Origin of the sequence: Nocardia sp. NBC_01503 (assembly GCF_036327755.1) — a bacterium.
Taxonomy (GTDB): Bacteria; Actinomycetota; Actinomycetes; order Mycobacteriales; family Mycobacteriaceae; genus Nocardia.
In genome coordinates, this window is record NZ_CP109596.1 from 905,359 (window position 1) to 918,875 (window position 13,517).

A 13,517-nucleotide genomic window follows, 5' to 3' on the forward strand; every position below is an offset into this window, starting at 1 on the left:
CCGAGCACGTGCATATGGGCGATTTTCACCCTTCGGGCCGGTGCGCGCCGTCGGCCTCGCCGACAGGATGCCGGAGGGTAGCCGAGGAGCACGCGTAGGTTCGGCGCGCAATCGCCCCGGGGCGGGCCGAAGTACTGCCGGATATCGTGATCCCATGGCTGAATTCGGCAGTGCCGCCGCATCCCGACCACCCGCGATCGATGGGGTACGGCGGTCGTTCGTCACCGCTCGCGGAGTGCGATTCCATGTGACCGAGGCCGGGTCCGCGGAGGGGCGGCCGGTACTGCTGTTGCACGGCTGGCCGCAGCATCACTACACGTATCGGGATCTGCTGGCGAATCCGCCTGCGGGGCTGCGGATTATCGCACCGGATCTGCCCGGGTACGGCTGGTCCGGACCCGCACCGCACAAATGGGCCAAGGATGATGTGGCCTCGGATCTGTTCGCCCTGCTCGATGAGCTGGGTATCGACCGGGTATTGCTCGCCGGGCACGATTGGGGCGGGTTCATCGGATACCGCATGATCCTGCGCGAACCGGAGCGCTTCTCCGGCTACCTCGCCATGAATATGGCACACCCCTGGGTTCCCACATCCGTTGTCACACGCAATCTTTGGCGATTCCTGACCTATCAGCCACTGATCGCGATCGCGGGTAAACCGGTGCAGCGGCGCACCGGCTTCCTGGAGTGGCTGATCAGCAGCGCCATGACCGATCGCACCGCCGTCACCCGTGAGGTGGTGCGCAGCTTCTCCGAGCGCTTCCGCGATCCGGTCTGTGCGCAGGCGGCCACCGACACCTACCGAACCTTCTGGCTCAAAGAGATTCCGCAGGCCGCGCGCAATCCCGAACGCCGCCGCGGCACCGTCCCGATCCACGCCCTCTTCGGCCTCGACGACGCGGCGGTGCACCACTCCATGGCCGATCCCGCATCCGCGCGGGCCGACGACTACACCTTCGAAGGCGTCAGCGGCTGCGGACATTTCATCATCGACGAACGCCCCGACCTGGTCCGCGCCCGCCTGATCGAACTGGCCGACCGCACCGAATAACCCCGCACAGGTCAGTGCTGTGCGAGGCTATCGTCGGCGAATCAGCGGTGTGCCGCACCATTTCCGGTGTGTCCGGCGAGCAGGCTGCTGAAGGGGGTCACCGCGCCGAGGGAGTTTCCGGAGGTGCGTTTGCGGGGTTCGGTGTCCTGGAGGAAGCCCGCTACGGCGGTGGGTTCGGCTACTACCAGGGTGGCGAATTCGGCTGCGGCGCGGTGGATTCGGTCGTTCAGACCGGTGGAGCCGAAATCCTCGGTGGCGGCGAAGACGCCGGTGGGGACGATGACCGCGCGCAGGTAGGTGAAGAGTGGGCGCATGGCGTAGTCGAGCACCAGGGAGTGGCGGGGGGTGCCCGCGGTCGCGGCGATCAGAACCGGCATGGCGTTCAAGGCATCCGGGTCGAGGATGTCGAAGAACATCTTGAACAGCCCGCTGTAGCTGGCGGCGAAGACCGGCGTCACCGCGATCAGCCCGTCCGCCTGCGAGATTCGCTCCCGCACCGCCGTAATGGCGGGCGTGGGTATCCCACCGGTGGCCATGGTGGCGGCGAGTTCGGTTGCCAGTTCCCGGAGTTCGATCACCTCGAGCTCGACGCTCTCCCCGCGCCCGCCGACCGCCGCGGATACGGCGGCGGCGAGCTGATCGGCGAGCAGTCGAGTCGAGGACGGCTGGGACAGCCCAGCGGTGAGAACCACGACTTTACGACTCATCTTGTGCCTCAATTCGATTCGACGGGGAGCCGGTCACGGGCGGGATCGACCAGGCGGTGCGGTGCGTCCGGTCCGGCGGCGACCAGGCTGCCGTGGGTGGGCGGATCACTGGGCACATGTTCGGGGCGGCGCAGCTCGAACTCCTTGCGCAGCACCGGAACAACCTCGCGGCCCAGAATCTCGATCTGCTCGAGCACCACGTCGATGGGGAGTCCGGCGTGGTCCATCAGGAACAGCTGACGCTGGTAGTCACCCGCGTAATCGGCGAAACCGAGGGTGCGTTCGATGACCTGCTCCGGCGTACCGACGGTCAGCGGCGTCATCTCCGAGAAATCCTCCAGCGACGGCCCGTGCCCGTAGACCGGCGCATTGTCGAAGTACGGCCGGAACCGCTTCTTCGCCTCGGCCTCGGTCTCGGCCATGAACACCTGTCCGCCGAGTCCGACAAAGGCCTGGTCGGCACTGCCGTGGCCATAGTGTTCGAAGCGCTGCCGGTACAGGCGCACGATCTGCTCGGTGTGCTCCTTGTTCCAGAAGATGTTGTTGTGGAAGAAGCCGTCGCCGTAGTACGCGGCCTGTTCGGCGATCTCGGGTGAACGGATCGACCCGTGCCAGACGAACGGCGCGGTGTGGTCCAGCGGTGCGGGGGTCGAGGTGAAGCCCTGCAGCGGCCCGCGGAAGTTGCCCTGCCAGTCGATGCGCTCTTCACGCCAGAGCCGCCGCAGCAGGTGGTAGTTCTCCACCGCCAGCGGAATGCCGTCGCGAATATCCTTGCCGAACCAGGGGTACACCGGTCCGGTATTGCCGCGCCCGAGCATGAGGTCGACACGCCCGTCGGCCAGGTGCTGCAACATGGCGAAGTCTTCGGCGATCTTGACCGGATCATTGGTGGTGATCAGCGTGGTCGCGGTGGACAGGATCAGCCGTTCGGTGCGGGCGGCGAGGTAGCCGAGCATGGTGGTCGGCGAGGACGGTACGAAGGGCGGATTGTGGTGCTCGCCGGTGGCGAAGACATCGAGGCCGACCTCTTCGGCCTTCTCGCCGATGGCGACCATGGCCTTGATCCGCTCCGCCTCGGTCGGGGTGCGACCGTTGGTGGGGTCGGCGGTGACGTCCCCGACGGTGAAGATTCCGAACTGCACGAGTCCTCCTCGGATCGAAAGGCCATGTTAGTGGATATGGCAACCAAATGAACCAGGAGCCCCGGCGGGTTATTCCACTAGGCTGGTCGATCGATGCGGAGACCACGATGAGCAGCGAAGTAGCGGATGAGAACGCCGTACCCGAATCGATCGAACCCCTCGGCGGGTCGATCGATTCCGATATCGATGTGCACTCCCCCGCACAGCGCCGCGAACTGCACGACCATCCGGTCACCGTACTCACCGTAATCGCCGTCGGCGGCGCGCTCGGTGCGCTCAGCCGCTACGGGCTGGCGCGGCTGTGGCCGACCCCGGCGGGCGGCTTCCCCTGGGCCACCTTCGCCACCAATGCGCTCGGCTGCTTCCTGATCGGCGTGCTCATGGTGACGATCACCGAGATCCGCCCGGTGCATCCATTGACGCGACCGTTCCTCGGCGTGGGCATTCTCGGCGGTTTCACCACCTTCTCCACCTATGCCAATGAGACGCGCGGACTGCTGCAACCGGACACGGTTCCACTGGCCTTCGCCTACCTGGCCGCGACCCTGCTGTGCGCACTGCTGGCCACCCTCGCGGCGGTCGCGCTCACCCGCGGCCTGCACGCGACGCTCCGCCGGGAGGCCGTGCGATGACCGCCCTACTCATCGCTCTCGGCGCGATGGTCGGCGCGCCACTGCGCTATCTCACCGATCGCGCGGTCCAGACCAAGCACGACAGCATCTTTCCGTGGGGCACCTTCACGGTGAATCTGATCGGCTGCCTGATCCTGGGCGGACTCACCGGGGCCGCGGTGTCCTCACCCGTCTACGCCCTCGCGGGCACCGGGTTCTGCGGCGCGCTCACCACATACAGCACCTTCAGTTTCGAAACCGTGCGGCTGACCGAGCAGCGCGCGTACCTGTACGCCGCCATGAATATCACCGTGAGCGTGATCGCGGGACTGGGCGCAACCCTGTTGAGTTACAGCGCTTTTCAGGCAATGTCCTGACCTTGGGACATCACCACTGTCTCAGTCAATTCTGTTGTGCGCCAAGCCTTTTGAGCGCGACACCTTAAATCAAAACCGCACCCCCGGCAATGGTGTGATGAATTGTTTTATGCCACAACGCGAACAAGGTGCGGGATAATCCCCGGCATGTAACCTACTGGTCAGTAGCATTACAAGGGCAGAGGGAAAAATCTTGGATCAGTCGGGTGTACCGGTAATCCGCCGGGCTACCGAGCACGACATAGCGGATATGGCACGGATCATCGCCAGGGCGTTCGCGTCCGATGATCCCATCGAGGAGTACGTCTTCCCAGACGTGGGGAATCGGCACCGCAGATCACCGCGCATGCTGCGCATCATGATTCGGTATCGCTTCCTGCCCGCGGGCGGCGCGGCGGTCTCCACGGTCGACGGCAAAATAGTGGGCGCACTGCTCTGGTATCCGGCGGGATATCGCAAATCACTGTGGCGCGAGGCGATTTCGGGACCGCTGCTGCTGTGGGCCATGGGCGCGGGGACCGCCCGGGGCATACATGTGGACGATGCCATCGCCGAGGTGCGGCCCGTACAGGGGCATCACTTCATGGTCTACCTGGGCGCGGACCCCACGGTGCAGCGTTCGGGAGTCGGCCGCTCACTGGTCAATTGGCTCGACGCCCTGGCCGATGAGCGCTCCGAGACCGTCGGCGGTATCTGCAAGGACGGCAATATGCCGTACTACGCCACCTTCGGCTATGAACTGGTTCGCCGGGTCCGTATCGGGAGTACCGGACCTGAGATGAACTTCGTTCTGCGGCAACCGGTTCCGGTGCCGTCGGAGTAATTCCGGCAACAGCCTTCTCGGGGGGGATCACACATGTCGATCTGAGTTTTGCCGAGGAGTCGTAGTGTCTGACATTGCCATTGTCGGAATCGGGTGCCGATACGCGGGAGGTATCGATTCACCGGAATCCTTCTGGGACTTCATCATCAACAAGGGTGACGGCGTCACCGAGATACCCGAACAGCGCTGGGACTACCGCCGCTACTACGATCCGGACCGCCGCACACCGGGCCGGATGTACACCAAACGCGCCGCCTTCATGACCGGCGATCCCTGGGCCTTCGATCCGGATTTCTTCGGCATCTCGCCGCGCGAGGCCGCCGCCATGGATCCGCAGCAGCGCCTGGTGCTCGAGGTCGCCTGGGAGGCGCTGGACGACGCCGGTATCGCCGGACAGATCTCCGGGGCCCCGATCGGGGTGTACGTCGGCGCGTTCACCCTGGATCAGCTCGCGGTCTCCGGTACCAGCACCGCACTGCCGTACGTCGATATGCACACCGCCGCGGGTGCGTCGTACACCATGCTGTCGAACCGAATCGCGTTCGCGCTCAATTTGGTCGGCCCCGCGCTCACCGTGGATACCGCGTGCTCCTCCTCGCTGGTCGCGCTGCATCTGGCCTGTCAGGGACTGGCCAACGGCGACTGCGCGGTCGCCATCGCCGGTGGCGTCACCATGCTCATGCAGCCCGAGGCCTTCGTCTCCATGTGCAAGGGCGGCTTCCTGGCCGCGGACGGCCGCAGCAAACCCTTCGATGCCGCGGCCGACGGGTACGGCCGCGGTGAGGGCTCGGGCATGGTCGTGCTCAAGCGGCTGGAAGACGCCGAGCGCGACGGGGATCGGGTCTACGCGGTCATCAAGGCCACCGGCTCCAATCAGGACGGGCGCACCTCGGCCATCACCGTGCCGAACGCGGATCTACAGGAGGCGCTGGCCAAATCGGTCTCGCGGCGCGCGGGGATAGCTCCGCACGAGATCACCTACGTGGAGGCGCACGGCACCGGCACCCCGGTCGGCGATCCACTCGAATTGCGGGCCATCGGACGGGCTTACGGGCAGGTCGAGGGGCGCACCGCACCCGTGGGCGTCGGCTCGGTGAAGGCGCAGCTCGGGCATACCGAGGCGGCCTCGGGTATCGCCAGCATCATCAAATCGGCGCTGGCCATCTCCAAGCGCACCATCGCCCCGCAGGGTTGGCTGGATACGCCGAATCCGGAGATTCCCTTCGCTGAGCTGGGTATCAAACTCCAGCTCGAGGCGGAGCCGGTCGGCCCCGAGGTCGAGCGAATGACCGTCGCGGTCAATGGTTTCGGATACGGCGGCACCAATGCGCATGCGATTCTTCAGGAGTACCTGCCCGCGGCCGGAATCGACCGGGAGCCACGGCATTACGGGGTGCTGCCGCTGTCCGCGCGCACCGATCAGGCCGCGCGTGAGCTGGCGCGCGGCTATGCCGAACTCATTGCCGAGGGCGCGAATCCGGGTCTGCTGGCCGAGGCCGCCTGGACCCGCCGTCAGCACCACCAGTTCCGCACCGGCCTGAGCTTCGGCGATGACACCGAACTGGTGCGCGCCCTGATCGAGTACGCCACCGGTGGCGGGCGCGCGGCCACCAAGGTGGTACCGCGCAAGATCGCCGAACCGGTCTTCGTCTTCACCGGCATGGGACCGCAATGGTGGGCCATGGGCCGCGAATTGCTGACCGCCGGTGGCACTTTCGCCGCCGAGGCGCAGCGCATCGACGACGGGTTCCAGCGCATCTCCGGCTGGTCGATCATCGAGGAGCTGCTGCGACCCGAGGAGGAGTCCCGGGTCACCACCACCGCGGTCGCGCAGCCCGCGAACTTCCTGGTGCAGGTGGCGCTCTTCGCCATGCTCGGCGAGCTGGGCATTCACCCGGCCGCCGTCGTCGGCCACAGTGTGGGTGAGGTGTCCGCGGCCTATGTCACCGGCATGCTGTCGCTGCACGATGCCCTGCTGGTCAGCTATCACCGCGCCCGGTTGCAGGCCACCACGGCGGGCTCCGGCGGGATGCTGGCCATCGGCCTACCGCCGGCCGCCGCAATGGAATTGATCGACGGAGACGACCTCGTCGATGTCGCGGCCGTCAACAGCCCGAGCGCGGTCACCCTCGCCGGATCCGAGGCGCGGCTGGACGAGATAGCCGAAAGTCTCACCGCACAGGGAGTCTTCGCGCGCAGACTACAGGTCGAAGTGCCTTATCACAGCTATCTGATGGAGCCGATCCTCGGCGAATTGCGCACGGCACTGGCCGATCTCACGCTGCACGATCCGACGCTGCCACTGCTGTCGACCGTCACCGGCCGCGAGGTGACCGCGGGCGATTGGGACGCCGAATACTGGTGCGCGAATGTGCGCCAACCGGTCCGCTTCGCCGATGCCATCACCGAATTCGTGGGCGCGGGCCATCGGGTATTCCTGGAGGTCGGACCGCATCCGGTGCTGGGTGCCAATATTCGCGAAATCCTCATCGGCGCGGGCGAAACCGGGACCTCCATCGGCACGCTGAACCGTAAGCAGGCCGATGCCGAGAGCATCCGCCAGACCATCGCCGGGCTGTACAGCGCGGGCGTGCTGGATACCGAGGCGCTGTTCGGGAATATCGTGACCCCGCATATCGACCTGCCGCGCTACCCGTGGCAGCGCACCCACCTGCGCCATGAGCTGCCGGTCTTCAAGCAGCTCCAGCATGGGACACCCGGCGTGTACGCCATGCTCGGGGATGCCGATATGGACAACTCCTCGACCTCATGGCGGATTCAGCTCAGTGTCGGGGCCATGCCGTGGTTGGACGACCATGTAGTCGGTGGAGCCCGAATCCTGCCGGGCGCGGCCTATTTGGACGCCGCGCTGAGTGCTGCCGCCCTGCGTACCGAGACCAACCGGGTCGCGGTCGAGGAGGTGCGGTTCATCTCGCCGCTGATCATCGACGACGGCACTTCGCCGACGCTCGAACTGCATGTGGAGGAGTCGACCCGCCGCTTCACCATTCGCTCGCGGGCCAATCCCGACGCGCTGTGGACGGTGCATTCGACCGGACGACTGGTCGAGGGAACGTTCGAATCCGCGAAGGTGGATCTGCCCGCCATCGACGAGATGCACGCCATCGATCCCGCCGCGTTCTATGCCGGATTGGCCACGCGCGGACTGCAATACGGTCCGGCCTTCCAGCGGGCCACCTCGGTACGCATCTCCGGATCGACGGTGCTGGCCACCCTGGACGGCACCGTGCCCGAGGCGCTCGATGGCGCGGGCGCCAAGGCACCCGGACATCTGGCGCATCCGTGCGTGGTCGATGCCGCACTACAGAGCGTGGCCGCACTGCTCGCGGGTACCGGTGGTCCGGAGGACGGGGCCATGGTGCCCGTCGGTGTCGCCGAAGTCCGTGCGTTCGAGGCGATTCCGGAGCAGGTGACCGTGGTCGCGCGGCTGGATGCCGCCGCGGATCCGGTCGCCGATATCGATCTGCTCGATCCCGAGGGCCGGGTGGTCATGCAGATCATCGGTATGCGGTTCGGCTCCATCGCACCGGGTCGCGGTGCGCTGCAACGCATGACGGAGTTCTTCTACGAGGACCGCTGGGATATGCGGGATCCGATCGATCGCGGTGCGCTGCCGGCGAGCGCGAATGCCTTCGCGCTGATCCTGGAGCTGGGCGTAGTGCCCGGCACGCGAGCGGCGCGGATCGCCGTGGCGGTCGGCGCGAGCGAGATCGTCACCCTCGGCGATCCGAACCGCGAGGACCTGGAATCCCTTGTCCTCGAACACCTCCGGCAGGCCACCGGCGAGTCGGTGGATCGGCTGCACGTCATCCTCGTGGCCGGAGACGAATACGAGGACCTCGACAACCTCTGGGCGCTACGTCGGATCGCCCTCACTGTCGATGAGTTCTTCGACAGCTGGCTGGAGCGGCGCGGGGTCGAGATTCCCATGACGGGTGACGGTTCGCTGCACGTCAGTGTGGTCACCGAACGCGCCTTCGCCCATCCGGAGGAGCAGGCCGCGCCCAATCCGGCGCATGCCGCGCTCGCCGGTGCCCGCCGGGTGCTGCTGAACGAGCAGCCGCGGCTGCGCTGGCGCCTGGTCGATATCGAATCCGAGGTCACCGCTGCCGATCTCGCCGCCGAACTCGCCATTCCCGGCGCGTTCAGCTACGACAACTCCGATGAGATCTTCCTGCGCAATGGCCTGCGCTGGGTACCCGTGGTCGAGGCCTCGCTGCCCGATCGCATCGAGGCCCTGGATCAGGCTGTCCCGCTGACCGATCCGGAGGCGAACTTCACCCTGGAGCTGCCCAAATCCCGGCTGCTGTCCAAGCTCGGCTGGCGGCGCTGCGACCGGCGCGAACCCGGCCCGGGCGAGGTCGAGGTGCGCATGCGCGCCGTCGGCCTGGGCTACAAGGATCCGCTCAAGGTGCTCGGGGTACTGAACGAGGAGGAGCTCGCGGGCACCTACTTCGGCGGCGTCCCGGGTATGGAGGGTGATGCCATCGTCACCCGAATCGGTTCGGATATCACCGATCTCGCGGTCGGCGATAAGGTCATGCTCTCGTCCAAGGGCATGATCAGCCGCTTCCACACCACCGACCGCACCCTGGTCAGTCCGGTCTCCCCCGATGCCGAACCCGGCTACTGCACCAGCGAGGTCGCCTTCGCCACCGCGGAGTACGCACTGTTGGAGCTGGCCCGGGTCGCCGCGGGTGATGTGGTGCTGGTGCACGGTGCGGCGGGCGGTGTCGGCACGGCCGCGGTACAGATCGCGAAACTGCACGGGGCCACCGTGATCGGCACCGCGAGCACCGGTGACCGGCGGGCCTACGCGCTCGGACAGGGTGCCGATCATGTCCTCGATTCACGCTCGCTGAACTTCGCCGATGACGTGCTCGGGCTCACCGGCGGACGCGGCGCGGATGTGGTGATCAGCACCGCGCCCGGGGAGATCCTGCGGCGAAACTTCAAGGCGGTGGCCGAGTTCGGGCGCATTGTGGAGATCGGCAAGGCCGATATCTACGGCGGCGGGGTACTGGATATGCGGTACTTCGACAAGAACGTCTCGTACCACTCCTTCGATCTGGATCGCATGCTGGCGCTGCGACGCACCCGGACCATCGAACTCATGGAGCGGGTGGAGGCCGCGCTGGCCGCGGGCCGATACCGGCGACTGCCGTTCGAACTGTACGAAACCGATGATGTGGCAAGGGCTTTCGAGGATGTGGCGCGCTCCACCCAGCTCGGCCGGATCGCGGTGAGCATGGCGGCGGCGGCTCCGCTGGTGCGGCCGCAGATTCCGCGGGTGCGCATCGATGCCTCGGCGCGATACCTGATCACCGGCGGGTTCGGCGCCTTCGGTCTGGCGATCGGGCGCTGGCTGGTGCGCTCGGGCGCGCGGCATCTCACCCTGCTGGGGCGCAATGGCGCGACCACCGAAGCGGCGCGCGATCAGCTGGCGGCCTGGGAACACGAGGGTATCGAGGTCGTCACCGAACGCGTCGACGTCACCGATGCCGAGGCGATGGCCGCGGTCATCGCCCGCGCCGATACCGCCGAGCTACCGTTGCGCGGTGTCGTCCACACCGCCGGAGTCGTTGACGACAAGCGCATTTCGCTCATGGACCGGGACAGCCTCGCCTCGGTGTACCGGCCCAAGATCGAGGGGGCGCGAGCGCTGCGATACGGGCTGGATCTGGCCGGAGCCGAGTTGGATCTGTTCGTCATGTTCTCCTCGGGCAGCTCCATCTTCGCCGGGATCGGCCAATACTCGTATACGGCAGCGAATCTCGCGCTCCAGTCGGTCGCCGATGTGGTGGTTCGCGAGGGCGGTACCGCGCTCGCGGTCGGCTGGGGTCATATGTCCGGCGGCGGTATGGCCGACGACGAGAATGTGGCGCGCTACCTGCGCACCACCGGATTCGACTCGATCGATATGGACGAGGGCACCGAATTCCTGGAGAAGGCACTGGAACTCGGCATCCACCATCAGGTGGCGATCATTCCGGTGGACTGGGGCAAGGTCGCCTCGAGCGTGCCGTTCTTCAGCATGGTCGGGCGGGTGGAGGAGCAGATCGCGGCGGCGGCCGAGGACGATTCCGCCGCATCGCATCTGGTGGCCGCACTGCGGGCACTGGACGCACAGAAGCGCGGTGATGTGGTGGCGCATATGCTCGCCGAACAGCTCGCTGTGGTCATGGGCGTCGACCCGGACTCCATCGATCTGACCGTCCCGGTGCCCGATCTCGGCCTGGATTCGCTGATGGCGGTGGAATTCGGCGCGCTGGTGGGCAAATCGCTCGGCATCGATCTGACCGCGCTCAAGATGGGCCGCACTTTCACCCTCGAACAGGCGGGCGCCCGCGCCGCCGAATTCCTCATCGGCGCACCCGCCGCCGATCCGACACCGGCGCCCGCATCGGCACCGGCAGCCCAGGAGGTGACAGCATGACCGAATCCGCACGCGAGCTCGCCCGGAAACTCCTGGCGGGCAATGGAAACGGCGCCGATATATCCGGCGTCGGCAATCGCGGTGGCGTTGCGACCGCTCCGCGCCCGGCGGCTACGGCTGCCCGGCTCACCCCGAACGCACCGGCGGCCCGGCCGGTGCGCGGACCCGGTAGGCAATTCGCCGACCATCCGGAGGTGGCGGCGACGGTGGCCAAACAGGCGGCCATCGCGGCCATCAGCGCGCAGTCGGGGCTGGTGAATCCGCTGTTCCTACCGCGAACCAGCCCGAACGACACGGTGATTCACGCCAATGACACCGATCTGGTCAACTTCAGCGCCTACAACTATCTGGGGCTGTCGAGTCATCCGCGGGTGATCGCGGCGGCCAAGGACGCCCTCGATCAGTACGGCGCCTCGGCCTCGGCCAGTCGGATCGTCTCCGGTGAGATTCCGCTCTACGGCCAATTGGAGCGGCGGCTCGCCGATATCTACGACACCGGCGATGCCATGGTGACCACCAGCGGCTATCTCACCAATGCCGGGGTGATCGGCTTCCTGCTCGGCGAGGGTGATGTCGCCATCTGCGATGCGCTCATTCACGGCAGCGTGGTCTCGGGCACCCAGTGGGCGGGGTGCCGGCGGATCAACTTCCGGCACAATGATCCCGAATCGCTGCGCGCGGTGCTGCGCATGTCGCGCGCCGGGTTCGATCGCGCGCTGGTGGTGCTCGAGGGGCACTACAGCATGGACGGCACCGTGGGCCGGGTCGCCGAACTCGCCGCCATCGCAAGGGAATTCGACTGCGCCGTCATGGTCGACGAGGCGCATTCGTTCGGCGTCTTCGGTGCGCGCGGGCATGGTATCCGCGAGCATTACGCGATGGCGGGCGCGGAGGTCGACATCTGGATGGGCACGCTGTCCAAGGCGCTGGGCAGCTGCGGTGGATTCATCGCCGCCGATGCCGAGCTGATCGGGGCCATGAAGGCCAGCGCGCCCGGCGTCGCCATGCTCACCGGCGGTCCCGCACCGTCCACCATCGCCGCGGCGCGGGCCGGGCTCGAGGTGCTCGAGGCCGAACCGGAGCGGGTCGCCCGGCTCTGGCGCAACTCCAGGCTCTTGCACGGAGCCCTGCTCGAGCGCGGCCTGAACCTGGGCGAATCCCAGGGCACGCCGATCTGCCCGGTCATCGTGCCCGGCGAGGTCCGCGCCGGCTTCGTCTCGGCCACATTGCTCCAGCGCGGGGTGTACGCCGGAGCCATCTCCGCCCCGGCGGTGCCGATCGGCAAGGAGCGGCTGCGCTTCTTCATCACTTCCGAACACACTGAGCAGCAATTGATTTCGACCGCAGACCTACTGGCCGAGGCGGTCGCCTTGGCTGCGGGTCTGCCGGAGTCGGCGGCTGTGTGACGGGTCGGTGTCTCTCGGATCACACCCCATTTCTGATGACGGGAGAACGATGCTAGGTTAACCGGAGGATATCACTCCGGTTAACTTCCGGAGGGCGGTCAGCCGAGCAAGGAGGAGGCCGCGCCAATGGTGGCACTGGATCTCGATGCACCCGTACACGTTTCGCAGTCGGGAACCGGCATCCTGGATCGAACGCGCGCGGCGGTACACGGCCGCGGGCGGGAAGCCGTGGTTCAGTTGTCGGTCATCACCGTCCTGTACCTGGTCTACCGTATCGGCCGCATGCTCGCCGCCGATGAGGCCACCCGCGCCCTCGCCAATGCCCGCACCCTCCTGGCCTGGGAGGACCGATTGCAGATACCGAATGAGCAGACGGTGCAGTCGGTCTTCCTGAAACACGACTTCCTGGCCATTCCGGCCAACTTCTACTACGCCACAGCACATTTCGCGGTCGCCATCTGCGCCCTGCTCTGGCTGTGGACCTTCCGCCCCATGTACTACCGCGTCACCCGCAACCTCATGGTGGCCCTCACCGCCGCGGCCCTGGCCCTGCATATGCTCATCCCCCTGGCCCCACCCCGCATGCTCCCCGAGTACGGATTCGTGGACCTGGCAGCCAAATTCGGCCAATCCGTCTACGGCCCACCCGATACCGACACCCTCTCCAACCAATTCGCCGCCATGCCGTCCCTGCACGTGGGCTGGGCACTCCTGTTGGCCATGGGCCTGATCGCCGCCACCCGCACCCCGTGGCGCTGGGTGCTACTGCTGCACCCGCTCATCACCACCCTCGTAGTGGTCGGCACCGGCAACCACTACTGGTTCGACGCCCTGGTCGCCACCGCCCTTCTGGCCGTGGCGACCCTGCTGCACCCGCCGGTCCTGAACCATCCACAGCCTCGGGCGTGACGCTCCAGGACCCCTACGGTTTGTCAGAAATGAG

At 66.8% G+C, this 13,517-nt stretch carries 9 protein-coding genes; 7 read left to right on the plus strand and 2 right to left on the minus strand.

What is annotated here, in order from left to right; genetic code table 11:
* Positions 1 to 154 precede the first annotated feature (154 nt).
* The gene (locus OHB26_RS04265) at positions 155 to 1,051 is read left to right on the plus strand and encodes an alpha/beta fold hydrolase (protein WP_330182932.1); all 897 of its coding nucleotides are present in this window, start codon (positions 155 to 157) and stop codon (positions 1,049 to 1,051) included.
* Between the two features lie 41 nt (positions 1,052 to 1,092).
* On the opposite strand, the gene OHB26_RS04270 is transcribed toward OHB26_RS04265, so the two are convergent.
* Both OHB26_RS04270 and OHB26_RS04275 read right to left on the minus strand, forming a co-directional pair.
* Positions 1,093 to 1,758, minus strand: a complete 666-nt coding sequence (locus OHB26_RS04270; protein WP_330182933.1) for an FMN reductase — start codon at positions 1,756 to 1,758, stop codon at positions 1,093 to 1,095.
* 8 nt (positions 1,759 to 1,766) lie between these two features.
* Positions 1,767 to 2,900 carry an LLM class flavin-dependent oxidoreductase gene (locus OHB26_RS04275; protein ID WP_330182934.1) on the minus strand — a complete coding sequence of 378 codons (1,134 nt, stop codon included), beginning with the start codon at positions 2,898 to 2,900 and terminating at the stop codon, positions 1,767 to 1,769.
* Between the two features lie 107 nt (positions 2,901 to 3,007).
* Between OHB26_RS04275 and OHB26_RS04280 the strand changes: the two genes are divergently transcribed.
* The 6 genes from OHB26_RS04280 to OHB26_RS04305 all read left to right on the plus strand — a co-directional run bounded on the left by OHB26_RS04280 (position 3,008) and on the right by OHB26_RS04305 (position 13,483).
* Positions 3,008 to 3,532 (plus strand): FluC/FEX family fluoride channel, encoded by a 525-nt coding sequence (locus tag OHB26_RS04280; protein ID WP_330182935.1) that lies wholly within the window; start codon positions 3,008 to 3,010, stop codon positions 3,530 to 3,532.
* A complete protein-coding gene (gene crcB / locus OHB26_RS04285) occupies positions 3,529 to 3,888 on the plus strand; it encodes a fluoride efflux transporter CrcB (RefSeq protein ID WP_330182936.1) in 360 nt (119 codons plus the stop codon). The genes OHB26_RS04280 and crcB overlap by 4 nt, the downstream gene beginning before the upstream one ends.
* A gap of 193 nt (positions 3,889 to 4,081) precedes the next feature.
* Positions 4,082 to 4,711: a GNAT family N-acetyltransferase gene (locus OHB26_RS04290; RefSeq protein WP_330182937.1), complete on the plus strand. Its 630-nt coding sequence runs from the start codon at positions 4,082 to 4,084 to the stop codon at positions 4,709 to 4,711.
* A gap of 64 nt (positions 4,712 to 4,775) precedes the next feature.
* Positions 4,776 to 11,168, plus strand: coding sequence for a type I polyketide synthase (locus OHB26_RS04295; RefSeq protein WP_330182938.1), 6,393 nt, complete (start codon positions 4,776 to 4,778; stop codon positions 11,166 to 11,168).
* Positions 11,165 to 12,574, plus strand: a complete 1,410-nt coding sequence (locus OHB26_RS04300; RefSeq protein ID WP_330182939.1) for an aminotransferase class I/II-fold pyridoxal phosphate-dependent enzyme — start codon at positions 11,165 to 11,167, stop codon at positions 12,572 to 12,574. Before OHB26_RS04295 ends, OHB26_RS04300 begins: the two co-directional genes overlap by 4 nt.
* Positions 12,575 to 12,700: 126 nt before the next feature.
* Positions 12,701 to 13,483, plus strand: coding sequence for a phosphatase PAP2 family protein (locus tag OHB26_RS04305; protein WP_330182940.1), 783 nt, complete (start codon positions 12,701 to 12,703; stop codon positions 13,481 to 13,483).
* Positions 13,484 to 13,517: the final 34 nt, after the last annotated feature.

Bases quoted from the DNA above. Each gene is read 5' to 3' on its own strand.
- crcB (WP_330182936.1), top strand. From the start codon at position 3,529: ATGACCGCCCTACTCATCGCTCTCGGCGCGATGGTCGGCGCGCCACTG.
- OHB26_RS04270 (WP_330182933.1), bottom strand. From the start codon at position 1,758: ATGAGTCGTAAAGTCGTGGTTCTCACCGCTGGGCTGTCCCAGCCGTCC.
- OHB26_RS04305 (WP_330182940.1), top strand. From the start codon at position 12,701: ATGGTGGCACTGGATCTCGATGCACCCGTACACGTTTCGCAGTCGGGA.
- OHB26_RS04280 (WP_330182935.1), top strand. From the start codon at position 3,008: ATGAGCAGCGAAGTAGCGGATGAGAACGCCGTACCCGAATCGATCGAA.
- OHB26_RS04300 (WP_330182939.1), top strand. From the start codon at position 11,165: ATGACCGAATCCGCACGCGAGCTCGCCCGGAAACTCCTGGCGGGCAAT.
- OHB26_RS04265 (WP_330182932.1), top strand. From the start codon at position 155: ATGGCTGAATTCGGCAGTGCCGCCGCATCCCGACCACCCGCGATCGAT.